The sequence below is a fragment of the Acinetobacter portensis genome, assembly GCF_023158935.1.
Lineage (GTDB): Bacteria > Pseudomonadota > Gammaproteobacteria > Pseudomonadales > Moraxellaceae > Acinetobacter > Acinetobacter faecalis.
This window is the reverse complement of record NZ_CP096120.1, coordinates 2067828-2093123: the sequence shown is the minus strand read 5'-3', so window position 1 is coordinate 2093123 and position 25296 is coordinate 2067828. Positions and strand designations below refer to the sequence as shown.

The window sequence follows — 25296 nt, the reverse complement described above, 5'->3', positions numbered from 1 at the left end:
AAACATATAGAGGTAGGAGAAAGGTATGGTCACAGTACGTGAACAGCTTCCTGGGCATTTTAATGAATTGTCTGAGGAAACGACTGTAGAACATGCCGAGCAAGCACGACAAGATGTGGCTGAATGGCTTAATCGTGTACGTGGCATATTAGATGGGGCTGCACTTAAGCGACTCGAAGAAGTTGCGAATTACATTTTACAAAAAGAACTTGAGACAACGGTCAATCATCGTTCAAACACGCTTTATGCGGGTATTGAAATGGCAGATATTCTTGCCCATTTACATGCCGATGAAGACACGCTTTCAGCAGCATTCCTGTATCGAAGTATTCGAGAAGGGCTTGTGTCTATTGATGAGGTTCGAGGTTTATTTGGCGAGGCTGTTTTTGCTTTGGTTAAAGGCACTTTGGCAATGGGGCGTTTGTCGGATTTAATTGAAAAAAATAAACGTTTAGAAGATCACTTTAATAACAACCAGCGTGAACATTTAACAGGCATTTATAAAATGCTAATTTCCGTAACGGAAGATGTTCGTGTGGTTTTAATTAAGCTTGCAGAACGTACCTATGCATTACGTGAATTAACGCATTCTTCGAAAGAGCGTCAGGAACGTGTTGCTCGAGAAATCTTAACGATTTATGCACCACTTGCACACCGTTTGGGTATTGCGCAATTAAAGTGGGAGCTTGAAGATTTAGCGTTCCGTTATTTAGCGCCAGATCGTTACAAAGAAATTGCGACACTTTTAAATGAAAAACGTTTAGAGCGTGAGCAATATATTCAGTTTGTCATTGATAAGCTGAAAAATGAATTAGCAGAACATAATATTGAAGCTGAAATTAATGGGCGAGTGAAACACATTTATTCGATTTATCGAAAAATGAAAAGTAAAAACCTAAGTTTCGATCAGCTTTACGATATTCGTGCGCTTCGAGTTTTAGTAAAAACAGTACCAGAGTGTTATCACAGTTTAGGTATTGTTCATCAAATTTGGCGTCATATTCCGCATCAATTTGATGACTATATTACCAATCCAAAAGCCAATGGATATCGTTCGCTTCATACTGCCGTAATTGCCGAAAATAAATCTTTGGAAGTGCAAATTCGTACTATGAATATGCATGAAGAAGCGGAACTTGGTGTGTGTTCGCATTTCAATTATAAAGAAGGTGCGAAAGCAACGGATCATTCTTTTAATCATCGTTTGCATTCATTGCGTTCTGTGCTTGAACATTATCAAGAACGTACCGATGCAAGTGCACATAAAGATGAAAAAGATGGCGAAGATTTTGAGCAGATTCAAGAGTTTGAAGATTTCGAAAAAATTTATGTCTTCAGTCGTGATGGTGATATTAAAGAGTTGCCACGTGGTTCTACGGTTTTAGATTTTGCATATCATGTGCATACAGAAGTTGGAAACAAGTGTTATGCGGCACGTGTAAACCAACGTTATGTGCCTTTAACTTATACGCTTAAAACGGGCGAGCAAGTTGAAATTTTAACCAAGAGAGATCGTGAACCAAACCGTGATTGGTTAGTGAATTCGCTTGGTTATATTAAGACAGGACGTGCACGCGATAAATTACGTCATTGGTTCCGCCAACAAGATCGTAGTAAGAACTTAGAAGTTGGTCGTGAACTTTTAAATAAAGAGTTAGCGCGTCTTGCAATTCATCCAAAAAGTATTGATTTAAGTGATTACTGTAACCATTTCAATGTGAAGCAAGGGGAAGATATTCTAATTGCTTTGGTGAATGGTGATGTAAGTTTGCATGCCCTGATTAATCAGGTGAATCGTCATATGCACCTTGATCAGGATGAACCTGAATTGGTGCTAAAACCTACATTAAATCCACGTGCCAGTCATACATTGTCTGCGCATGGTATTTTAATTGATGGTTTAGATAACGTTGAATTACATATTGCACAATGTTGCCAACCTGTTCATGGTGAGTCAATTGGTGGATATATCACATTAAATCGTGGTGTGAGTATTCATAAAGTTGCCTGTCCAGATTATGTTCGTATGATTGGTCAAGAACCTGAGCGTGCTGTAGAAGCTGATTGGGAAATGCAACCAACACGTGGGCAAAGTGTGCAAATTGTTGTTGAAGCTTATGATAGACGTGGTTTATTGAAAGATTTAACGCAAGTAATTTTCTCAGACCAAATTAATATTCGTCAGGTAAATACGATTTCTGAAGCAGATGGTATTGCCAATATGAAGTTATTAATTGAAGTTAAGGGGCTTGCACAACTATCAAAACTTTTGGCTCGTTTAGAACAGCAGCCAGGTATTATCAGTGCGAGACGTTTAGTTCAAGGTAACTAACCTATTTAGAAAAAGCCTACATAATTCATTTATGTAACCTGAGTTCGATATAAAAAAAGAGTAGAAAAAAAGCCCTGTTTTTGTAACATATTGGTTCTCAAGACAAAATGTTATAAAACAAGGCTTCTCAATGGATCATATTACCGAATTATTTTGTATTTTGGATGATTTCTGCAAAAAATTTAATGAATCTTTAGAGAAAGCTTTAATTTCTAATCAAAAAACCAGGTTGAAAAAGTCAGCTTTAAGCTTGTCTGAAGCAATGACCATTGTCATTTTATTTCATCAATCCGGTTTTAGATTCTTCAAATATTTTTATTGCCAAATGATCGTTCCATTCTGGAAATCTACTTTTCCTAAACTGCTTAGCTACAACCGATTTATTGAAATCATGCCCCGTTGTTTGCAAGCTCTGAGTATAGCTAAATACTAAATAAATCATTACAGTAATCTTTAAATAATTTATCAATATCTTTAACTCTAAACTTATTTCGAATCGCCTTGACTCGCGACCACATATTTTCTATTGGATTTAAATCTGGACTATATCTAGGAAGCCACACAATGTAATGGCCCGCACAACGTACCAACTCCTGAAGTCTTTTCCCTTTGTGAAAGGTCGCATTGTCCATAATCAAAACACTGCTTTCTTTCAACTTAGGTAATAAATCCTGTTCAATCCAACATTCAAATACTTCTGTGTTCACTGAACAATTAAACACACCAACTGTCAGCAATCTATTTTCAATGATTGCACCGATCACATTACTGCAATTCTTCAACTGCCAGTTAAATTTACCTTCAGCACGTGTTCCTTGAAGGCTATAACTATGAGTTCTGGTACTTTCACTTTGAAAACCACTTTCATCTATGTAAATCAGAGGCAATTTCCCTTCTAAACACTCTATGAGATTTTGAAATTGCTGACGTTGATTTTGATCTGCTTTAGGATGCTTTAACGTCTTTTTTTACGCGATATTCCTGCGGCATGTAACGCATTAAATACCGCATGAGTGCTTACTCCTAAACGTTCAGCTCGCTCATACTGATAATCATCAGGATATTGTTCAACATCCTTCAATATTTGCTCTCTGCTAATTTTAGCTGGACGGCCAGGAATAGGTTTGTTTGTAGTGGACTTTTTCCAGTTCTGAATTGTCTGTATACAGATGTTAAAATGCTGTGCTGCTTTTCGCACAGACATTTCATCTCGAATCATAATTTCTATGACTTTGTCTTTAAAATCTTTTGAATATCCCATATCTCTATTGTTCTATAGTTTTTAGGATTTGGCTATAGTTTCTTCCATCAGGTGAAAGGAAAAGATACGGGAATCAGTATCATTGACTCCACTAAATTGGTAGTTTGCCATAATCTTCGGATTAAAAGGCATCGTGTATTTAAAGGCTTGGCCGGTCGTGGAAAAAGTAGCACGGGTTGGTTTTATGGTTTTAAATTACATCTCGTTATCAATAATTTAGGTGAAATTATTAATCTCAAGCTGACATCGGGAAATGTTCATGATGTTGCTATATTAGAATCTTTAACTCAAGAATTAAAAGGGATCCTACTCGGAGACAAAGGCTATTTGAGCAAAGCAAAAGCCGAAGCTTTAGCAGCAAGAGGACTGAAAATATTGACCCCATCACGTCGGAATATGAAAAATAAACCCATCCAAACTGAAGAAGAAAAACAATTACTTTGCAGAAGAGGATTGATCGAAACAGTGAATGATCAATTAAAAAATTTACATCAACTTGAACATTCACGTCATCGTTCGGTAAATAACTTCATGGTGAATATCATGGCTGCTGTAGTGGCTTATTGTTTGAACCCCAATAAGCCAACTTTCCAAAATATGCTAAAAGGTTAAGTGGATTTCATCGAACTCAGGTTTATGTAGGCTTTTTTGTTTTTAAAATAAAAGAAGAAACAGTAGTTGTTTAAAATAAAGTATTAATAATAAAAAAGATATTTTTTGTCTAAATCATCTTTTCAAATGTTATAATTACCACCAGAATCAACGTGCTTAAAATGTTGTATGCATAGGGAAAAGTGAATATGGTCAGGTTGAATATTAGTCAGCTGAATATAAATACAGTCGACTCTACTTTCCAGGCTTTAGAAAAAATTTCACCTATGCAGCGTCGCCGTTTGTCGTTTATTGCAAAACTTGCTTTGAATAATGCAATACAATCATTAGAAAATAATAAGGTTGATTATATTGTTTGGGTTTCCCAATATGGTGATGAGCATAAAACTTTAAAAATTTTAGCAGATGTTCTGCAAGATGAAACACCATCTCCAACGCAATTTTCAACGTCTGTTCATAATGCTGTTGCTGGTTTATATTCTATTCTTTGTGAAGACTCGACACCGTCAACAAGCTTGGCTGGAAGTTGGAATGCTGGATTAATAGAAGCATATGCTTGGCTAAAAACAATAAATAAAGCCAATGCAAAAGCCCTCATAGTTTATTATGATGAGCCACTTCCTAAGCTTTATACAGAGCAACAGGATTTTGATGTTATTGCGATGTCTGCAATATGTTCATTAAATGATGAAAATTTTTTACTTAATTTAGCTGAAATGTCGGCAGAAACGAATGCTGCAATTGAAGCTCAACAATTTTATACGTTTTGGCAAAATGCCAATGAAACGAAATTATTTGCATGGCAGAAATGTTAAATATTAAAAAAATTAAGCAACAGGCAAATTATTTGTGGCGTGTAGGTGCTACAGGATTCAGCTTTGCAAGTTTTGGTGTTGGTGGCGTTGTCATTGGTGGCGTGTTAAGCCCTATTGTTAATTTGAGCACCAAAGATAAAAAATTAAGACAAGAAAAGACCCAAAAGATCATCAAGCATAGTTTCCATGGTTTTTTCGACATGATGGAAAATCTAGGGCTTATGACTTATGAAATTGAAGGGCTAGAGAAACTTGAAAATAGCCGTCAAGAATTAGTCATCGCAAATCATCCAACACTTGTAGATGTGGTAATGCTAATTGGTTTAATGGAGCAAGCTAACTGTGTTGTTAAACAGGCATTGTGGTCAAATCCGTTTACACGTGGTCCTGTACAAGGTGCAGGATATATTTTAAATGCAGGTTCAGAACAATTTATTCAAGAATGTGTAGAGCGACTTGCTTGTAAAGAATCACCATCTTTAGTGATTTTCCCTGAAGGGACAAGAACTGCAAAAGGTGAAGTTATTAATGATTTTCAGCGTGGTGCAGCAAACATTGCATTACGTGCGAATGTGCCGATTCGTCCAGTGTTAATTACATGTACACCCTCTACATTAACTAAGAATGAAAAGTGGTATCACATTCCATCGAAGCCATTTCATATTCATGTAAAAGTACTCGATACTTTTACAATTCATGATGCTTTAGAAGACGTGAGTATTAATCCAAAAAATGTACGTCAGCTAAATCATTACTTCCATCAATTTTTTTACCAAGAGTTATCTAAAAATGAGCAATCTTGCTGATGAATTAAAGCAAATGATTATCGATGTTTTGGCCCTAGAAGATATTAGTGTGGCTGATATTGATACTGATGCGCCTTTATTTGGGGATGGTTTAGGTCTAGATTCGATCGATGCATTAGAGTTGGGTTTGGCTCTGAAAAAACGCTACAACATTCATTTGAATGCAGAATCTACTGAAACAAAACAATATTTTAAATCAATTCAAAGTTTAGTTACTTTGGTTGAAGCACAACAGACAGCATAAGGGGCTTTTATGCTAACTCAAGAACAAGTACTTGAAAAATTACGTGAGTGGATGGAAGAGCTTTTTGAAATTGCTCCTGAAGATATCCAATTAGAATCTAATCTTGCGACAGACTTGGATGTGGATAGTATTGATGCAATTGATTTGGTTGTAAAAATTAAAGAACTCACAGGCAAACAAGTGAATCCTGAAGATTTTAAAAATGTTCGTACAGTTCAAGATGTTGTAACTGTTATTCAGAATATGACAGCTGAATGAGTTGGATTTTAAAAGGGATAGTAGCAATCGGATTGATTCTCTATCCTTTTTTAGTTGGTTATAGCTTGGCAAATGGTCAGTATATTTGGGTCAGTTGTCTCTTAATTGTATTTGGAGTAATTCGCTTACTAAGTAAGGGGAATGCTCTGCTATGGCCATTAACAGGATTTGCAATTTTGTGTGGTGGGTTAAGTTTAGTGCTTAAAGACCACGCTTGGTTAAAGTTATATCCTGTATTTATGAGTGTAGGTGCATTGATTGTTTTTGCAATGACACTTGTTAAACCACCATCAATGATTGAACGATTTGCGCGTTTAGCAGAACCAGATTTACCTCCTGAAGGGGTAATTTGGACAAAGAAAGTAACAATTGTTTGGTGTGGATTCTTTGTTGTAAATGCTGTTATTGCTTTAGTAACAGTGTTATTTACATCCACAAAAATTTGGGTGTTATACAACGGTTTTATTTCCTATCTTTTGATGGGAGTTTTGTTGCTTGGGGAATATTTATTGCGTAAACGTCAACAGCGTTTACATGAAATGCAAAAAATGAACTAAGTAAAAATAGAAAACGGATTGTTATGTCTTGTTATTTTGAGAATTATGTAAATTCACCAAAGCTACTTTGTATAAAGTCAGATTTGAGTACCGTTAGTTTTGCAAGTTTTTGGCAAGATGTTGCAGAGCAGCAAGCTCAAATTGAACAACTTGAAACAGAAATATGGGCACTTTGGGAACAAGATAGCTACGAATTTTTAGTTTTATTGTTTGCTGCACTGAATGCGAAGAAACAAGTGTTGTTACCGCCCAACCGTATTAGTGATTTAGAAAAAGAATTAGCAGAACAAAACATCTATTTTTTAACAAGACAAAAGCTTCAGTTTGAAGTATCTCAGAATTCTTTAAAATTTGATCAAAACTTTTTAGAGCAGTCTTCTGTTTATTTCTATACATCTGGTTCTACAGGTCAACCAAAGAAAATTCCTCGTACACTTGCGCAGTTATTTAATGAAGTAGCAGGTTTAAATGAAAGTTTTGAACTTCCTGAACAAGCCATTGCGATAGCGACAGTCAGCCATCAACATATTTATGGTTTGCTATTTAAACTACTTTGGCCTTTGGCGAGTGGACGTGGTTTTTATCAAAACCAAGTCGCTTTTCCTGAAGATGTAGTTGATGTCGAAAAGAAAATTGCTCATTTGAATATTACAAATTATGTAATTTCTAGCCCAGCATTATTAAAGCGTTGGACGACAGATGTTGTATTGCAAGAATGTATTACGGTGTATTCATCGGGTGGAAAGCTAGATTCAGGTATTCGCCCATTTGTGAATGTGCCAATTACAGAAGTTTTTGGTAGTTCGGAAACAGGTGGAATTGCGCATAGACAAGAGGATGATGCATTGTGGACGCCTTTTGCGAACGTTGAAATTCGACAATCGGAACAACAAGAACTCGCAGTGAAAGCAAATCATGCATGTACTCAAGATTGGATTTTAACAGGTGATAAAATTGAGCTTGTTGATTTAGATAACTTGAAGAGTCCATTTAAATTATTAGGTCGCTTAGACAGAATTATTAAATTAGAAGAAAAGCGTTTAAGTTTAGATGCGATTGAACATAAAATTTTAGAACTTGATGATGTTTCGCAATGTCATGTATTGGTTGTTGAAAAAGAACATCGTCAAATGTTGGCATGTGTAGTTGTGCTTAAAGATGATGCCCGTGAAAAGCTTGTAAAAGGTGAGAAATCAACATTTGTTGCCAATATAAAAGCAAAGTTAAAAGACAAGTTAGAAAGTATTGCTATTCCAAGGCAGTGGCGATTCATCACGCAATTACCACAGAATGCACAAGCTAAATTGAATAAACAATATTTGAAATCATTGTTTCAGCCAATGTTATTACCTGTTGTGCTTGAACAGAAATTGGTAGATGCACAAGCACAATTCGAATTGGAATTTACACCTGAGTTAGAGTGTTTTAAAGGACACTTTTCGACATTTCCAATTTTTCCAGGTGTGGGGCAAGTTGGCTTTGTTCAACACTTTGCAAAACAAATTTGGGCAGATTTACAATGGTGTAACGGCTTTGAACAATTGAAATTCCAAGAGTTAATTTATCCTTACTCTGTTGTTCAATTAAAACTTACACGTAAATTACATAAAATTAGTTTTGAAATATTAGGCGATGATAAAACGATTGCTTCGGGTCGTTTGTTGTTTGCTCTTCAAGAGGAGGCGTGAATATGAGTGAAGATATAAAGCATTGTTTTGTGATTCCTGTATATAACCATCCTCATTATTTAGAAAGTTTGGTACAACATTTAAATCAATTTCTGCTTCCAATTATTATGATTAATGATGGTAGTGAACAGGAATGCACGAATTTATTAAGAGAAATTGCAAGTAAAAATAACTTAGTAGAATTGGTTGAACACGAAATTAACCAAGGTAAAGGGCAAGCAGTAATTACGGGTATCTTTAAAGCCAAGGAACTTGGTTATAGCCATGCATTACAGTTAGATTCTGATGGTCAGCATGATTGGAATGATATTCAAAAATTTATAGATGCTTCAATTGCAAATCCTCAAGCAATGATTATTGGCAATCCTGTATATGATGCTTCTGTACCGAAACTGCGTTTATATGGACGTTATGCAACGCATATTTGGGTGTGGATTAACAGCTTATCTTTTGAAATTAAAGATAGTATGTGCGGATTCCGAATTTATCCAGTTCAAAGCACAGTTAAAGTATTAGAAAAAGCCACTTTTCAATTACGCATGAGTTTCGATATTGAAATTTTGGTACGGCTGAAATGGGATAATGTTCCTTTTGTTAATGTGCCAACGCAAGTGATTTATCCTGAAAATGGAATCTCACACTTTAATGCTTTGCGAGACAATATTGGTTTAACGAAAGCCCATTCAAAGCTTTTTGCCGGCATGCTAGTTCGTTTACCTAAATTAATTTATCAAAAAATAAAGAGCGCAGAGTGAAGCTAAAAAGTAAAAATCAATGGAGTAATATTAAAGAGCGGGGCGGTATGCTTCCGCTCATGCTCATGCTTGGTTTTTATCGATTAGGTGGTCGATGGCTTTGCCGTATTGTTCTATTATTTGTGATTTTTTGGTATTGGTTATTTTCTAAATTTGCACGCAATGCTTCGTTGCAATATTTAACTAAATTGCATGAGTTTGCAGGTGAAAAATCACCATTTCCTAAAGCGCCAACACAAGCCAATACCTATTCACATTTCATGGAATTTGGTGAATGTATTTTAGATAAAATTGAAGGCTGGTTAGGCAGTGTTGACGAATCTAAGCTTGAGTTGTTCGGGCATGAAAACTTTCGTGAGCATTATCAAAAAGGTGCCGTTATTGTCGTTTCTCATTTTGGAAATATTGAGTTACTACGTGCAGTTAAATCGAATCATAAGCAAAAAATTAATGTGCTCGTTTATCAAAAACATGCAACTAAATTTAATTCATTCTTAAAAAAACTAAACTCAAATGCAGATGTGAATCTTTTATCTGTTGATGATGTTGGCATAGAAACGGCTGTTATTTTGCAAGAAAAGTTAGATCGTGGTGAGTGGATTATTGTTGCTGCGGATCGTGTTCCAATTCAGTCTGAACGTGTGCAAACAGTCAAATTTTTAGGTGAAGATGCAAGTTGGCCACAAGGTTCTTGGATTTTAGCTAATTTATTAAAAGTGCCTGTGTTGGCAGTATTTTGTTACCGCATGAATAAAAGTTTTGAAGTTCATATTCATAAAATTGCCGATAAAGTGCAGTTTTCTCGTAAAAATAGAATGGAAGAAATGAAGCAAACAACACGACAATATATCGAGTTGTTGGAGGGTCATTGCTTACGTGTTCCGTATCAATGGTTTAATTTTTATAATTTTTGGAATAAAAAGTAATGCAAGTGTTAGTCGTGGGGGAAAAGCCACTTTCTATTGAGGAAGTGGTTGCTGTAGCCCGTCAAGAAATTCAAGTTGCACTTCCTTCATCTAATGAATGGCGCTCGCTTATTCAACGCGGTGCAGATTTTTTAGATCAGCTTTTAAAAGATGAAGGCGTGATTTACGGTGTAACAACAGGATATGGCGACTCTTGCTTAGTTGAAATTCCGCCGCATCAAGTAAATGAACTTCCTTTACAATTGTCTCGTTTTCACGGTTGTGGCTTGGGTCAAAATTTAGATTTAATTACAGCGCGTGCAGTTGTTGTAACACGCTTATGTTCATTGGCACGTGGTTATTCGGGTGTGTCACTTGCATTGCTTGAACGTTTAGCTTGGATGCTCAATGAAAATGTAATTCCTGTAATTCCATCTGAAGGTTCTGTTGGGGCAAGTGGTGATTTAACGCCATTGTCTTATATTGCAGGTGCTTTGGTTGGTGAACGTGATGTGTATTATCAAGGTCAAATTGTACCTATTGCTGAAGTGTATGCAGAAAAAGGCATGCAAGCACATGTAATGCGTCCTAAAGAAGGGCTTGCACTCATGAATGGTACGGCAGTAATGACCGCTATTGCATGTTTGAATTATAAAAAAGCAGAGCAAATTTCTTTAGCAAGTACATGCATTACAGCATTAAATGTTTTGGCTTTAGAGGGTAATCCAAGTCATTTTGATGAAGTTTTGTTTTCTCAAAAACCGCATGCTGGGCAACAAAATATTGCTGCACAATTACGTGAATGGTTAAACAGCGAAGTTCAAACTGAACATCAGAGCTCACGTTTGCAAGACCGTTATTCATTACGCTGCGCACCACATATTATTGGTGTATTTGAAGATTCAAAAACATGGTTACGTCAATTTATTGAAAATGAATTGAACTCAAGTAACGATAATCCACTTATTGATCCTGTGAATTTACGTGTTTTACATGGTGGTCATTTCTATGGTGGTCATATTGCACAAGCGATGGATAGTTTAAAAATTATGATCGCTAATATTGCAGATTTGATGGATCGTCAGCTTGCACAATTGGTCGATTATAAAATGAATAATGGTTTGCCTCGTAATTTAACGGGTTCAACCGCAGATCGTTTACCGCTAAATCATGGATTTAAGGCAGTTCAAATTGGTGTGTCTGCTTGGACAGCCGAAGCTTTAAAACAAACACTTTCAGCATCAATATTCTCTCGTTCTACAGAGTGTCATAACCAAGACAAAGTAAGTATGGGAACTATTGCAGCGCGTGATGCAGCTCGAGTCATTGTTTTAACTGAACAAGTGATTGCTGCTTTAAGCTGTGCAAGTGTACAAGCGATTAAATTAAAAGGCGTAGATACAGAACTGACGGAAGTATTAACGCAGTTTAAACAGTGGGTTCTTCAAACCTTCAATTATGTAGAAGAAGATCGTCCATTACAAAATGAGTTACAAGGTCTTGTAGATCGACTTGAAAATTTAGAATTATTAAATCAAGTATTCAATTCATAAGACTTTTTAAAAATAGGAACACGCTATGCATGCCGATGTAATTATTGAAGTGCCATTTCACGATGTAGATACAATGAATGTGGTTTGGCATGGGCATTATTTGAAGTATTTTGAAATTGCTCGATGTAAGTTACTTGATCAATTTCATTATAACTACAATCAAATGCGTGATTCAGGGTTTGCATGGCCTGTTATTGAAAGTTATGTGCGTTATGCACAAGGTATCGAGTTTGCTCAAAAAATTCGTATTCGTGCCATTTTAAAAGAATGGGAAAACCGTTTAAAAATTGAATATCAAATTTTTAATGCTGAATCGGGTAAACGTTTGACGAAAGGATTTACCTCACAAGTTGCTGTAGATATGAGTACACGTGAAATGTGTTATCAATCTCCACAAGTTTTGTTCGATTGCTTAAATGCTTGGTCTGAATTTAAGGCTGGAAAATAAAATGAATATGCAAAAATCACGATTTTTAAATGTTTTTATCAGCTTTGTGATGAGTTTATTTGCGTTATTAAGTACAACAACTCACGCACAAAATTCAGATCTTAAACAAATTTTTACTCAGCTTTCAGCATCTTCTGTTGTGCGTGCTAACTTTGTGCAACATAAAAAATTAGCATCTTTAAATAAAACCTATGTATCTAAAGGTACTGTGGTTTTTACTAAAAATAGCGGTGTGCTTTGGCAAATTCAAAGTCCTGTAAAAGCAGATTTAATTGTTACACCTAAAAAAATTGTACAAAAAACACAACGTACATATAGTCAAATTGAGGTGGATAAAACACCTTATGGTTCGGTTGCAACCATGTTTTTACAGTTGATGTCTGGTAATGAAACCGCTTTGGCAAAAAACTTTAATGTAGTTTCTGCAAATTATTCGCCAACGAAATGGAATGTATCTTTAACGCCAAAAAGTGGTTTATTTAAAAAGCTTTTTGTAAAAGTAGATGCACAAGGTCAGCGTTATGTAGATCAAATTGTGATTCAAGAACAAGCAAATAACAGTACAACCATTCGTTTTAGTCAGCAAACAGCTCAACCTCAAACATTAACGGCAGCTGAAAATGCACTTTTCCAATTGGCAAAATAGGTGCACAGCCGCTTGGCTGATTGTTTTAAGTATTATTGCGATAGTGCTTGGAGCAGCATGGCTTAATAAAGATATTAGGATTCAGACTAATATTTTTGCTTTGCTTCCTGAAACGCACCAAGATGCCCGTTTAGAAAAAGCACAGCAATATGTTAGTGATCAGCTCAATAATAAAGTGTTTGTGGTGCTTGATGCCAAAGACGATGCATCTTTAAAACAAGCAACTCAAGACATTCAGTCTGAAGTAAAACAAAGTGATTTATTTCAGCCATTAAAACCACAATTAGATAATGAAAAATTTGCCAAAGCTTTATATCAACATAAAGTTGGCTTATTGAATGAAAATGATAAAACGCTTTTAGAGCAAAAGGATTATCAGGCACTTACAGAACAAAGTATGTTGCAAATGATGAGTCCGGGCATGCCAATAACAGCAGAACTTTTACAACAAGATCCGCTATTATTTTTTCCACGTTATGTAATGGATTTGTCTGCTTTACAATCGCAAACAGATATTCAATTAGAAGATGGTTTTGCCACTATTCGTGATGATAAGGGAATTTCACGACTTTTAGTTTTAGAACTAAAAAGTAGCCCTTACAATATTGATTACCAAGAAAAAACTGCTAGTTTTATTGATGCTTTAAACCAAAAAATTAAACAACATAATGTAGAACCACATTGGACAGGCACGCTGATGTTTGCTCAGTTTGGTACAAGTTCAGCTCAAGAAGAAATTTCGACTATTGGTGTTGGTTCTACACTTGGAATTTTACTTCTTGTGTGGTTTGGCTTTCGCTCTGTGCGTCCAATGCTGACAGAAATGGTTGCAGTTGGAACAGGATGTTTAGTTGCCTTTGCTGCAACATACTTAGTGTTTGATGAAATTCATTTAATGACTTTGGTGTTTGGCGCAAGTTTAATTGGTGTATGTGTCGATTTTTCATTTTATTTCATGGCATTGCAATCTCAGCATAGAAATATCAATGGATTTAAAGTTTTAACGCCAGTTTTACCAAGTTTGTTTGTAGGTTTGCTAACGACATTATTTGCTTATGTTGTTTTAAGTTTCACACCATTTCCTGGCTTTAGACAAATTGCTGTGTTTTCTATGGTGGGTTTAACCGCAGCGTGGATTACCAGTATTTTATTATTGCCAAGACTTCCTGCTTTAAATGCTGAACCTGCAATTCGAACTTTAAGTTTTATTGGAAAAATTCGTAGTTTTGTACAGGCGAATAATCCACTTCGTTATGGTCTAATTCTTGTTATTTTGCTTGTAACTACAACGAGTTTATTTTTCTTAAAAAGTAATGATGATATTCGCAATTTGCAGAGTATGGACCAAAAACTTAAACAAGAAGATCAATACGTTCGTGATCGTTTTATGCAACAGCAAGGTAGTGACTATTTTGTTGTAAGTGGCACGACACCTAAAGAACTTGAGAAAAATGAACAGACTTTATTATTGCAATTAGAACAACTGAAACAAAATGGAAAAGTTGAAGGTTTTCAAGCTTTAGGGCAGTGGTTACCATCTATTCAACAGCAACAACACAATATTCAATTATTAGAACAAATTCCACGTGAAACATTAACTGAATATGCACAAGCAATGCAGTTAGATACACAAGATATTTTAAGCTGGCAGCAGCGTTTAAAACAGCAACCATTACTCACTGAAAAAATCTTTGCAGAACATCCACTCGCATTTTTACAAATGAGTGCAACTGAGCGTTTGGTGATGTTGCAAGGTGTTCATAATAATCAGGCCATCCAAAGTCTAATGGGTGAAGATGTTCAGTTGCTGCAACCAGTTCATCAACTTTCACAATTGTTTAAAGAGCATCGTATTCATGCGCAGTGGTTACTATTATCTGCCATTGTTTTACTGATGATTGGTTTAGGTGTGCTTTACGGTAAAAAGTCCATTTTACCTTTAGTTTTACCTGTCACTATGGCGCTCATGACTACGTTTGCGATTCAGGCTTGGCTTGGTGTTGAAATTAACTTATTCAGTATTATGGGGACATTTCTAATTATGGGGATTGGCGTGGACTATGCGATTTTTTATCGCCATGGACATGATCATCCTCAAGTTGTTGGCATGGCATTGTTCTTATGTATGATGTCGACATTTTTTGGTTTTGGTTTGCTTTCATTTAGTCAAACTTATGCCATTCATTGTTTTGGATTAACTGTTTTATTAGGCGTAATTTTCGCATTTATTTACGCAACATTGTTTACATCATCAGATGATAAGCATGTTGTGATTAACAACATCAGTCAAAGAGCTGAAGGTTTGGAGTAAGATTGCATGAGTACAATGCAAAAAACAGATATTTTAATTATTGGGGCGGGACCTTCTGGTAGTTCGGCAGCAGCATTGCTAAAACAGAAAGGATATGATGTTACTATTATTGAAAAACAGCATTTTCCACGGTTTTCTATTGGTGAATCTTTGCTTCCTCAGTGCATGGTATTTTTAGAAGAAGCAGGATTGCTTGATACTGTGCGTGATCATGTTGAAGAGTGCGGATTCCAATTTAAAAATGGCGCAGCTTTCTTAAAAGGAAAAAAACGTAGCTTTTACGATTTCACTAAAAAATTTAGCGAAGGGCCGGGAACAACTTGGCAAGTAAGACGTGCAAGCTTTGATCATATTTTGGCGCAACAAGCTGAAAAGATGGGATCGGATATTCGTTTTGGTCATGAAGTATTAGCTGTTAATGTTGAGCCTGAACAGCCTATTTTGACTGTAAAAACTGAACAAGGTGAAACCTATCAAATTCAAGCAAAATTCTTATTAGATGCAAGTGGCTTTGGTCGTATTTTACCTAAGCATTTAGACTTAGAAAGCCCATCAGATTTTCCTGTGCGTCGTGCTGTATTTACCCATATTGAAGATGGAGTTTTAGATGATCCTGAATTCGATCGTGAAAAAATTCTAATTACAGTCCACGAAAAAGATCCACGTGCATGGTATTGGCTCATTCCATTTGCAGATGGTCGCGCATCTTTTGGTGTAGTTGCCGAAGAAGATTTCTTTGAAAAATATGGCTTTGATGGTAGTAGCGATTACGATGTTGCTGCTTTGCAACGTCGTATTTTAGCTGATGATGAAGCACTTTCTCATGTACTTCGTAATGCAAAATTCGATACGCCTGTGCGTACATTGGTCGGTTATTCTGCAAATGTGAAACATTTGGCACAGCGTAACTATGCACTGTTAGGAAATGCGGGCGAATTTTTAGATCCTGTATTCTCATCGGGTGTTACCATTGCGTTGAAATCATCAAGTATGGTTGTGCCTTTGGTAGATCAATATATTAAAGGCGAAAATATTAATTGGATGGAACAATATGAAAAACCGCTACGTGCGGGAATTCAAGTGTTCCGTGCTTATGTTGAAGCTTGGTATACAGGTGAATTTCAGAATGTTGTATTCTCAAATCATCAAGAGAATAATGTTCGTAGCATGATCGCATCTTTACTTGCAGGTTATGCTTGGGATCAAACAAACCCCATTTATAAAAATGCGAAAAAACGTTTAAGCACAATTGCTGAATATTGCCGCGAAGATCAGTAAGGAAAAAGGACAGAAATGGACTTCAAGCCTCGTTTAAAACTTACAGCAACGTTATTGGCAACAGCACTATTTTGTAGTGCTTGCCAATCTCTAATTCCATCTGCTCAAGGTTTGGTTACGCCAAGTTGGGTTGCTCAGTCTTATCAACGTCAAGACCAAATTGAAGTTGAGTGGAAAAAGCACAGTTTTAGCTTTTTGTTATATCAACAGCAAAATGGACAAAACTTGGAAATGGTTGCTTTAAGTTTGACGGGGCAACAACTATTTAAATTGAGTTTTGATGGCAAAAAAGTAGATGTTCAACAACGTATTAATCAAATGAAATTACTACCATTTGAATATATTGTGCGTGATTTACTTTATGCAACATATCCTAACTTTTCACAGTTGCAAGGCAGTCAAATACGTGTTGAAACAAATCCATCAACACAGAAAATTTATATTCAGCAACAAGCCGTTTTAGAAATTATTCATCAGCCAGATTCAATTGAGTTGAATAATTTGCAAGTGCCATATCAAATGGTCATTAGCTCAATAGATGAAAGCTTAGAAAGTGATGAGGCTTCAAATGCACAATAAAATTGGTGCAGATTATTCTGCTGTTGGTATTCAATTTAGTGTGGGTTTATCTGCTTTAGGTGAAAGCCCTGAGCAAATGAAGGTAGCATTAAGTACGAACGTGAATACATTTACGCAATGTTCAGAGTTTATTGCTGAAAAGAAAGTATGGGTTGGTGCTTGTGCATCTGAACTTATTCAAGATGTTCCTTTAAGTTTAAAGCAGTCAGATTCAAGAAATTTAAGATTTGCATTAACTGCATTACAACGTATTGAATCAAATATTCGTGAATATACAGCTCAGTTTTCTAAAGTTCGTTTAGGTGTAGTTCTTGGTACATCAACTTCAGGTATTGCAGATAACGAAGTTATTTTAAAACAACATTTTCGACATAATGAAGATGTTGAAGTGATTCATAAAAAACAAGAAATGGGCAGTTTAGCGAAAGACTTACAACAATATTTAGGTTGGGAAGGTCCTGCTTATACAATTTCTACAGCATGTTCATCGAGTGCAAAAGCAATGGCTGCAGGTCAGCGCTTAATTAATGCAGGCTTGGTTGATGCTGTACTTGTGGGTGGAGTCGATACACTTTGCCAACTTACCTTGAATGGTTTTAATTGCTTAGAAAGCTTGTCACATGATATTTGCCAACCCTGTGGTAAAAACCGAGATGGTATTAATATTGGTGAGGCGGCAGCATTATTTTTAATCTCTAAAGATCAAGCACCTGTTATGTTTTTAGCAGCAGGCGAATCTATGGATGCTTGGCATATTTCAGCACCACATCCTGAAGGAAAAGGTGCAGCAGAAGCCATGCAAAAAGCTTTAGACATGGCAAATTTAAAAGCATCAGATATTGGTTATTTAAATATGCATGGCACATCAACTGTGCAAAATGATGCGATGGAAATTAAAGCTGTACGTAAAGTTTTTGAAAATATTGATGTGCCACTCAGTAGTACGAAGCATAAAACAGGACATTGTTTAGGTGCTGCAGGTGCAATTGAAGCTTATATTTGCCAACATATTTTGCTTGATCAATCTTGGTTGCCTTTGCATCATTCTGGTGTTTTAGATCCTGAATTAGATGATCAAAATTATGTTTTAAATACAAATTTAGATAAGCCTATTCAATATGTAATGAGTAACTCATTCGCATTTGGTGGTAGCAATATTAGTATTATTTTAGGGACAAGTTTTAAATGATGGATGCAGTAAAGTTTATTCCACATGAAAAGCCCATGGTTTTTGTTGATCACTTAATTGAAGTGACAGATGAAAAGGCAATTGCGGAATTACATATTACGCCAGACTTAATGTTTTGTGAGCCCGAAGGTCTACCAACGTGGACAAGCATTGAAATTATGGCGCAAACAGTCAGTGCCTATGCAGGATTCCAAGGTCGAAAAAAAGGTGAAAATCCTAAAATAGGCTTTTTATTGGGTACGCGGAAAATGCATATTCCTGTGCCATATTTTGCAATAGGTGATGTTGTTAGAATTTGTATTGAACAACATTATTTACATGAAGGTTTAGGGCAATTTCAATGTGAAATTGAATATAAAGAACATAAAATATGTGCAATGTTAAGTGTTTATGAACCACAAGAAATTGATCAAATTATTGGAAAATTAAAGTGAATAAAAGAATTTTAGTAACAGGATCAAGCCGTGGTATTGGTAAAGCCATTGCAATTGAATTAGCAAAAGCAGGATTTGATGTTACTGTTCATGCAAGATCAAGACAACAAGAAGCAGAACAAGTTGCAGAAGAAATTAAATCATTTGGGCGTAATAGCCATGTATTAATGTTTGATGTAAATGATCGCGAAAATATTCTACACATATTAGAAAAAGATGTTGCAGATCATGGTGCATTTTATGGTGTTATTCTGAATGCAGGACTTACTCGAGATGGCGCATTTCCTGCTTTAACCGATGAAGATTGGGATCATGTTGTGGATACATCTTTGCATGGTTTTTATAACGTATTAAAACCACTTGTTATGCCAATGATTCGTTTAAAACAAGGTGGTCGTATTGTGACTTTATCTTCTGTTTCAGGAATTATGGGGAATAGAGGGCAGGTGAATTATAGCGCTGCAAAAGCAGGCTTAATTGGTGCAACAAAAGCACTCGCACTTGAATTAGCAAAAAGAAAAATTACTGTAAATTGTGTTGCACCTGGTTTAATTGAAACCGAAATGGTGTCGGAAGAAGTAAAAGAACATGCTTTAAAAATGATTCCACTTCAAAGAATGGGGCAGGTGGAAGAAGTTGCTAAAGTTGTAAAATTTTTATGTAGCGATGATGCAGCTTATATCACTCGCCAAGTCATTTCAGTGAATGGGGGATTAATTTAATGAAGCGCGTTGTTGTTACAGGAATGTCAGGAATCACTTCTTTAGGTGAAACAGCAGATCAAATTTTTGAACAGTTCCACCTAGGTAAAAGTGGCATTCGTTATATGCCAGACTGGGAAGTGTATACAGATTTACGCAGTAAATTAGGCGGGCCAGTAGAATCATTTACTGTGCCAAGTCATTTTAATCGTAAAGTGACACGAGGCATGGGGCGTGTTGCACTCATGTCTGTAATTTGTGCAGAAAAAGCATTAGAAAATGCAGGTTTACTAAATGATCCAGTTTTAAAAAGTGGTGAAACAGGCGTTGCATATGGTTCATCTGCAGGTAGTGTAAATGCTATTGGCGAGTTTGGTGCAATGTTGTTAGATAACAACATGAATCAACTTAATGCTACAACTTATATTCGTATGATGTCTCATACGAGTGCTGTAAACATGACAGTATATTTTGGTTTAAAAGGTTTAACCTTGCCAACATCAAGTGCATGTACTTCAGGTTCAATGGCAATTGGCCAAGCATATGAAGCAATTAAATACGGCAAACAAAAGGTAATGCTTGCAGGTGGTGCAGAGGAATTAAGCGCAGCGGGATCTGCTGTATTTGATGTCTTACTTGCAACAAGTGCGCAAAATGATCATCCAGAAAAAACACCAAGACCTTTTGAAAAAAATAGAGACGGTTTGGTTGTTGGTGAAGGTGCAGGATGTTTAATTCTAGAAGAATATGAACATGCTAAGGCACGTGGTGCAAAAATTTATGCAGAAATTGTTGGTTATGGTAGTAATACAGATGGTCAACATGTAACACGTCCAGATTCAGAAATGATGGGGCGATGCATGCAATTGGCACTAAAAGATGCTGAACTTAGTGCAGGTGATATTAATTATGTGAATGCACATGGAACATCTACAGATCAAGGCGATATTGCTGAATCTCAAGCAACAGCACGTATTTTAGGTAAAAAACCAATTAGCTCATTAAAGAGTTATTTTGGACATACTTTGGGTGCATGTGGAGCACTTGAAGCATGGTTAAGTATTGAAATGATGCTACGTAATGAATTTACCCCAACCTTGAATTTAGATGAAGTAGATGAAGCGTGTGGCGATTTAGACTATATCGTTGGTGAAGCTCGTTCAATGCAAGCCGATATTATTATGAGTAATAATTTTGCCTTTGGTGGAATTAATACATCTCTAATTTTCAAGAAAATTGCTTAAAGAGATGTAAGAAGTTTTGCAGTGAAATTTTAAGTAATAATTTTGACAATGTTTTAGGCTAAGTAAATTTACTTTCCTGATTCATTGTTAGATAGTTGAAACTTAAAATATAAAAGTGATGTTATTCATTAAAAATGCCATTGCTTGAATGTTTAGATTAGATAAATATATGTATGTCCAATTTTCAAAAGCAAACATTGAAAATAATAAATTTTAAGAGGGAAATATCATGTTGTTAAAGAGAATTTATTTTGCAGCAATTCTTGGTTTAGTTGGGGTTTCTTCGGCTTATGCAGCAGATGAAGCGCATAATTTTAATTTTAGAGAAGCTGTTGATCGTGCTGTAGCTGATGGTGTTTTAGATGGTTCTGTGAAATTCTATTTGGCAGGAACACGCTCTGGTGGTAAAGCAATTGCAAGAGGCTTAGTAACGAATAAAAAAACCAATGGTTTTGGGAAGTCTGCTGAAAAAGCATGTGATCATGTTTTACGTTCTGCACTTATTCAATTCCAAAATACTGCAAAAGCACGTGGTGCAAATGCGGTTACTAACTTGGTAAGTTATTACAAATCGAACACTTCAAAAAGTACTACAACGTATGAATGCCATAAAGGTACAGCAATTGCTGGTGTTGCTTTAAAAGGTGATATCGTAAGATTCTAATTTTGAAATTGAGTTGAGCAAATGAATAAGCATAAATTAATCACAATTCATGTGAATTCATTGGCTCAACTTGTTCTACTAGAAAAAGCTAATTTTCCAGATATTCGCTCTTATAATTATTATAAAAAAGAACAAATTTATACTCAGCGTAATCAATATTTATCGAGCGCATTAAACACTGAAATTTTGAATGAGCACATTGTTCCAACAGAGTTTGGTAAGCCTTATTTAGAGCAACATCCAACATTTAATTTTAACCATAGTCATAGCCAAAAAAATTATGCTTTGGCGCTAAGTCGTTCCGTAAAAGATTTGGGTATTGATGTTGAAGATTTAGATCGAAAAGTACGTTTTGAAGCTTTGGCGCAACATGCTTTTCATCCTAAAGAATTAGAAATTTGGAACAGCTTAGAACAACAAAAAGAATATTGGTTTAAGGTTTGGACAACAAAAGAAGCTGTACTTAAAGCAGCTGGTCTAGGTATTCGAATTAACTTAAATGAATTTGATACACAGGTTCATTCAGAACAAAATGGTGGGATGTGTAGTCATCCGCAAATAGGCACGTTTGCTTATCAAAATTTTCAACTTGCTCATATTATGCTAACCGTTGCATGGAGATCTGAGCAGTCTTGCAACGGTTTTAATTTGCCAGAAATACAAATACATCAGCATTAAAAAAGCCCATCTTATGATGGGCTTTTTATTGAGTTTAGAAAAGAAAGTTAAATAACTTCTTCTTCATCAAACTCTGGTTTAACTTGCACAATGAAATCTTGGCGGTTAATACCACGCCATAAAGCAAAGGCAGTACCAATGTAGATAGATGAATATGTACCCACAAATACACCTACAAACATTGCTACAGAGAACCATTTCAGACCATCACCACCCATAAACATCATTGCAACAACAACAAGCAATAAAGTCATAGATGTGTGGATGGTACGACGTAAGGTTTCAGTCAATGCAATATTGATGATTTCTAATGGCGAAGCACCACGAATTTTACGGAAGTTTTCACGAATACGGTCAGATACAACGATGTTATCGTTGAGTGAGAAACCAATAATCGCAAGTAATGCTGCAAGAACTGTTAGGTCGAAAGGCCACTGCATCATGGCGAAAATACCCAAAGTCACCACAATATCGTGGAACAATGAAAGTACTGCACCCATCGCAAGTTTAAATTCGAAGCGAACTGTTACGTAAACAAGCATTAATAATAATGCTAAAGCAACAGCACTAGCAGAACGAAGATAAAGCTCGTTACCTACTTGACCACCTACAACATCAACTTTATGCACAACAGTAGCATTATCTGGCAATTGAACAGCTTTGTTAATGACGTTGTTCATATCTTCTGCTTTCATTTCTGATTGCACAGGCATACGAACCATAAGGTCGCGGTTTGAACCTAAAGTTTGAACAACAGGATCACGGAAACCGGCTTTAGCTAAAGCAGCAGAAACATCGGTTGCTTCAACAGGTTTAGCATAGTTTAGTTCTGCTGCAATACCGCCAGTAAAATCTAAACCAAGGTTTAAACCTTTCGTTGCAATAAAGAAGATACTTGCCACTGTAATGAGAATTGAAAACAATGCAGCAGGCATCGCAATTTTCATAAATGGAATAATACGTTCTTCTTCAGGGCGACCGTATTTTTTTGAATCTAGTTGAGTATTATCAGTCATCATCGATCTCCTAAATGCTCAACTTTTTCAAGTTACGTTTTTTGCCATAAATGATTTGAACAATTGCACGCGTTACTGTAATCGCAGTGAACATTGAGCAAACAATACCAATCATTAATGTAATGGCGAAGCCTTTAATAGGACCTGTACCAATTGCAAATAAAATGAACGCAACAAGGAATGTTGTTAAGTTTGAGTCGAAAATGGTGTTATACGCACGGTCATAACCTGCCACAATTGCTTGTTTAGGCGAGGCTCCCCATTTCATTTCTTCTCGTATTCGCTCACAAATAAGTACGTTGGCATCGACCGCCATACCAATGGTAATTACAATACCTGCAATACCTGGAAGGGTGAGGGATGCACCAAGCCAAGACATTACTGTCAAAATCATGGCAAGGTTAAGTACAAGTGCAAAGTTTGCGATTAAACCAAATAGGCGGAAGAAAACTACCATCCAAATCGCAACGAGTAAGAAACCAATTTGAGTTGAAAGAACACCTTTGTCGATGTTTTCCTGACCTAAGCTTGGACCAATAACACGTTCTTCAACGAAGTACATTGGTGCGGCTAAAGCACCAGCACGTAACATTAATGCAAGTTCTGCTGCTTCTTGTGGAGAATCTAGACCTGTAATACGGAATTGCGAACCTAATACTGCTTGAATTGTTGCAGCATTAATTACAACAGATTCTGTATAAGGTGTGCGTACTTCAGTTTGCGCACCAGTTTCTGGATCTTGAACGTAGCTAATACGTTGTTTGTTCTCAATGAACAATACAGCCATACGTTTGCCAACTGCATTACGTGTTGCATCCGACATTAACTTACCACCAGAAGAATCTAGGGTAATGTTAACTTCAGCACCGCCAGAATCTTGGCTAAAGCCTGAAGATGCATTTTGAACACGTTCACCCGTTAAAATACGAGTGCGGTTTAGTAATAACTGACGACCACTATCAAGCGATTGGAATGCAAATGCTTCTGTGCCAGGAGGGGCTTGATCTTTTAATTGACCTGTATATGAGTCAATGTGTTGATCGTTTAAATCAGATACCAAACGGAATTCTAAGTTTGCTGTACGACCTAATACACGTTTTGCTTCAGCAGTATCTTGCACACCAGGAAGTTCAACCACAATACGGTTGCTACCTTGGGTTTGTACAAGTGCTTCGGCAACACCTAACTCGTTAATACGATTACGTAAAGTTGTTAAGTTTTGATTAACTGCATAAGACTGAATTTCTTGTTTGCGTACATCAGTATAAGTTAAACGTAAAGTTGAACCTTCAGTTGTAGCAACAGCTTGTTGTGTATATTCATTACCATTTCGGCGTAAGAAATCTCCAGCTTCATCGCGGTCAGAATTATTTGCGAATTGAACTGTGATGACATTATTGTTCAGCGAAAGGCTGTTGAATTTAATTTTATTATCACGGAGTTGACGGCGTAAATCTGTTGCTGATGTTTCCATACGCTGACTAATGGCTTTGTCCATATCTACTTCAAGTAGGAAGTGAACACCACCACGCAAATCTAGACCTAACTTCATTGGTTTTGCACCAATTTTTTGAAGCCATTCTGGAGTTGTAGGCGCAAGGTTAAGAGCAACAACATAATTGTCACCAAGACCGCGACGTAACGCATCTTTTGCTTTTAATTGTGCTTCAGATGAATCTAAACGTAATAATGCGGCATTATTGGTGAAACTATTGTCATGACTGGCAATGTTTTCGCTTTTTAAAATTTGCTCTGCTTTTTGTATGATGCTTTGATCAATTTGGGTACCAGCTTTGGCACCAGAAATTTGAACAGCAGGTTCATCTGGATACAAACTTGGCAGGGCATATAATGTACTAATCACAAGAACAAATAGAATTAGTAGATATTTCCATGCTGGGTAACGCATTTATTTTCTTCTTAAAATGAAAAAAGTCGTGCGAATCGCACGACTAATTTTTGATTAAAGATTATTTAATGTGCCTTCAGGAAGAACTGAAATCACGCTTGCACGTTGAATTTTCACTTCAACACCACGGCTCAATTCAATAACAGCGAAGTCGCCTTCAATCTTAAGGACTTTACCCATAAGACCACCAGCAAATACAACCTCACTTCCAACACCTAAGCTTTCAACTAACGCGCGGTGTTCTTTTGCACGTTTAGATTGAGGACGCCAGATTAAGAAGTAAAAGATTGCAACGAATACAGCAATCATACCTAAGTTAGCAATTAAGCTAGGTTGTTGTGCAGCTTCGCCCGCTGCATGAGCAGTAGAAATGAAAAGACTCATTTGATTTTCCTAAATTAAAAAACTGTAAT

26 protein-coding genes and 2 pseudogenes are annotated in these 25296 nt (G+C 36.3%); 23 read left to right on the top strand and 5 right to left on the bottom strand.

Annotated features, from left to right (window positions below):
• The first annotated feature begins 25 nt into the window (after positions 1-25).
• Positions 26-2332, top strand: coding sequence for a RelA/SpoT family protein (locus tag MZO21_RS10490; RefSeq protein WP_248103608.1), 2307 nt, complete (start codon positions 26-28; stop codon positions 2330-2332).
• A gap of 130 nt (positions 2333-2462) precedes the next feature.
• Positions 2463-2750: pseudogene (locus MZO21_RS10485) on the top strand (IS982 family transposase); the annotation flags it as partial.
• A 4-nt stretch (positions 2751-2754) separates the two neighbouring features.
• On the opposite strand, the gene MZO21_RS10480 reads toward MZO21_RS10485, so the two are convergent.
• Both MZO21_RS10480 and MZO21_RS10475 read right to left on the bottom strand, forming a co-directional pair.
• Positions 2755-3240, bottom strand: a complete 486-nt coding sequence (locus MZO21_RS10480; protein WP_227557093.1) for a transposase — start codon at positions 3238-3240, stop codon at positions 2755-2757.
• 47 nt (positions 3241-3287) lie between these two features.
• The gene (locus MZO21_RS10475) at positions 3288-3593 is read right to left on the bottom strand and encodes an IS630 transposase-related protein (protein ID WP_087547287.1); all 306 of its coding nucleotides are present in this window, start codon (positions 3591-3593) and stop codon (positions 3288-3290) included.
• Between the two features lie 36 nt (positions 3594-3629).
• Here MZO21_RS10475 and MZO21_RS10470 point away from each other — a divergent pair.
• The 21 genes and pseudogenes from MZO21_RS10470 to MZO21_RS10370 all read left to right on the top strand — a co-directional run.
• A pseudogene (locus MZO21_RS10470) lies at positions 3630-4205 on the top strand (IS982 family transposase); the annotation flags it as partial.
• Positions 4206-4393: 188 nt separating this feature from the next.
• Positions 4394-5020, top strand: a complete 627-nt coding sequence (locus MZO21_RS10465) for a beta-ketoacyl synthase chain length factor (RefSeq protein WP_154771724.1) — start codon at positions 4394-4396, stop codon at positions 5018-5020.
• Positions 5014-5826, top strand: coding sequence for a lysophospholipid acyltransferase family protein (locus tag MZO21_RS10460; protein ID WP_154771805.1), 813 nt, complete (start codon positions 5014-5016; stop codon positions 5824-5826). The genes MZO21_RS10465 and MZO21_RS10460 overlap by 7 nt, the downstream gene beginning before the upstream one ends.
• Positions 5810-6070 carry a phosphopantetheine-binding protein gene (locus MZO21_RS10455; RefSeq protein ID WP_154771723.1) on the top strand — a complete coding sequence of 87 codons (261 nt, stop codon included), beginning with the start codon at positions 5810-5812 and terminating at the stop codon, positions 6068-6070. Before MZO21_RS10460 ends, MZO21_RS10455 begins: the two co-directional genes overlap by 17 nt.
• A 9-nt stretch (positions 6071-6079) precedes the next feature.
• Positions 6080-6328, top strand: a complete 249-nt coding sequence (locus tag MZO21_RS10450; protein ID WP_154771722.1) for an acyl carrier protein — start codon at positions 6080-6082, stop codon at positions 6326-6328.
• On the top strand, positions 6325-6885 hold the full coding sequence (locus MZO21_RS10445; RefSeq protein ID WP_248101323.1) for a septation protein IspZ: 561 nt from the start codon (positions 6325-6327) through the stop codon (positions 6883-6885). The genes MZO21_RS10450 and MZO21_RS10445 overlap by 4 nt, the downstream gene beginning before the upstream one ends.
• Before the next feature lie 23 nt (positions 6886-6908).
• Positions 6909-8573, top strand: coding sequence for an AMP-binding protein (locus tag MZO21_RS10440; RefSeq protein ID WP_154771720.1), 1665 nt, complete (start codon positions 6909-6911; stop codon positions 8571-8573).
• Positions 8574-8575: 2 nt separating this feature from the next.
• Positions 8576-9328, top strand: coding sequence for a glycosyltransferase family 2 protein (locus MZO21_RS10435; RefSeq protein ID WP_154771719.1), 753 nt, complete (start codon positions 8576-8578; stop codon positions 9326-9328).
• Positions 9329-9375: 47 nt separating this feature from the next.
• Complete coding sequence (locus tag MZO21_RS10430) at positions 9376-10254, top strand: acyltransferase (protein WP_154771804.1); 879 nt, start codon at positions 9376-9378, stop codon at positions 10252-10254.
• Positions 10254-11786: an HAL/PAL/TAL family ammonia-lyase gene (locus MZO21_RS10425; RefSeq protein ID WP_248101326.1), complete on the top strand. Its 1533-nt coding sequence runs from the start codon at positions 10254-10256 to the stop codon at positions 11784-11786. Before MZO21_RS10430 ends, MZO21_RS10425 begins: the two co-directional genes overlap by 1 nt.
• A 25-nt stretch (positions 11787-11811) precedes the next feature.
• Positions 11812-12234, top strand: a complete 423-nt coding sequence (locus tag MZO21_RS10420) for an acyl-CoA thioesterase (protein ID WP_154771717.1) — start codon at positions 11812-11814, stop codon at positions 12232-12234.
• 49 nt (positions 12235-12283) lie between these two features.
• Positions 12284-12880 carry a LolA family protein gene (locus tag MZO21_RS10415; protein ID WP_407061077.1) on the top strand — a complete coding sequence of 199 codons (597 nt, stop codon included), beginning with the start codon at positions 12284-12286 and terminating at the stop codon, positions 12878-12880.
• A complete protein-coding gene (locus tag MZO21_RS10410) occupies positions 12855-15191 on the top strand; it encodes an MMPL family transporter (protein ID WP_248101329.1) in 2337 nt (778 codons plus the stop codon). The genes MZO21_RS10415 and MZO21_RS10410 overlap by 26 nt, the downstream gene beginning before the upstream one ends.
• A gap of 6 nt (positions 15192-15197) precedes the next feature.
• Positions 15198-16469: an NAD(P)/FAD-dependent oxidoreductase gene (locus MZO21_RS10405; protein WP_248101332.1), complete on the top strand. Its 1272-nt coding sequence runs from the start codon at positions 15198-15200 to the stop codon at positions 16467-16469.
• Between the two features lie 15 nt (positions 16470-16484).
• On the top strand, positions 16485-17048 hold the full coding sequence (locus tag MZO21_RS10400) for a DUF3261 domain-containing protein (RefSeq protein WP_248101335.1): 564 nt from the start codon (positions 16485-16487) through the stop codon (positions 17046-17048).
• Positions 17038-18237, top strand: a complete 1200-nt coding sequence (locus MZO21_RS10395) for a beta-ketoacyl-[acyl-carrier-protein] synthase family protein (RefSeq protein WP_248101338.1) — start codon at positions 17038-17040, stop codon at positions 18235-18237. The genes MZO21_RS10400 and MZO21_RS10395 overlap by 11 nt, the downstream gene beginning before the upstream one ends.
• Complete coding sequence (locus MZO21_RS10390; RefSeq protein WP_248101340.1) at positions 18234-18671, top strand: 3-hydroxylacyl-ACP dehydratase; 438 nt, start codon at positions 18234-18236, stop codon at positions 18669-18671. The genes MZO21_RS10395 and MZO21_RS10390 overlap by 4 nt, the downstream gene beginning before the upstream one ends.
• The gene (locus tag MZO21_RS10385) at positions 18668-19393 is read left to right on the top strand and encodes a 3-ketoacyl-ACP reductase FabG2 (RefSeq protein WP_248101343.1); all 726 of its coding nucleotides are present in this window, start codon (positions 18668-18670) and stop codon (positions 19391-19393) included. The genes MZO21_RS10390 and MZO21_RS10385 overlap by 4 nt, the downstream gene beginning before the upstream one ends.
• On the top strand, positions 19393-20616 hold the full coding sequence (locus MZO21_RS10380) for a beta-ketoacyl-ACP synthase (RefSeq protein ID WP_248101365.1): 1224 nt from the start codon (positions 19393-19395) through the stop codon (positions 20614-20616). The genes MZO21_RS10385 and MZO21_RS10380 overlap by 1 nt, the downstream gene beginning before the upstream one ends.
• 229 nt (positions 20617-20845) lie before the next feature.
• Entirely contained in the window at positions 20846-21280 is a 435-nt protein-coding gene (locus tag MZO21_RS10375; protein WP_248101368.1) for an excinuclease, read from the top strand.
• 21 nt (positions 21281-21301) lie between these two features.
• Positions 21302-21958, top strand: coding sequence for a 4'-phosphopantetheinyl transferase family protein (locus tag MZO21_RS10370; RefSeq protein ID WP_248101371.1), 657 nt, complete (start codon positions 21302-21304; stop codon positions 21956-21958).
• A gap of 47 nt (positions 21959-22005) precedes the next feature.
• Here the strand turns inward: MZO21_RS10370 and secF are convergent, their stop codons facing one another.
• From secF to yajC, 3 genes are read right to left on the bottom strand one after another with little or no spacing between them, the layout of a single operon-like run.
• The gene (secF, locus tag MZO21_RS10365) at positions 22006-22977 is read right to left on the bottom strand and encodes a protein translocase subunit SecF (RefSeq protein ID WP_248101374.1); all 972 of its coding nucleotides are present in this window, start codon (positions 22975-22977) and stop codon (positions 22006-22008) included.
• Between the two features lie 7 nt (positions 22978-22984).
• Positions 22985-24883, bottom strand: coding sequence for a protein translocase subunit SecD (gene secD, locus MZO21_RS10360; RefSeq protein ID WP_154771706.1), 1899 nt, complete (start codon positions 24881-24883; stop codon positions 22985-22987).
• Positions 24884-24937: 54 nt separating this feature from the next.
• Positions 24938-25267: a preprotein translocase subunit YajC gene (yajC, locus tag MZO21_RS10355; protein WP_152874639.1), complete on the bottom strand. Its 330-nt coding sequence runs from the start codon at positions 25265-25267 to the stop codon at positions 24938-24940.
• Positions 25268-25296: the final 29 nt, after the last annotated feature.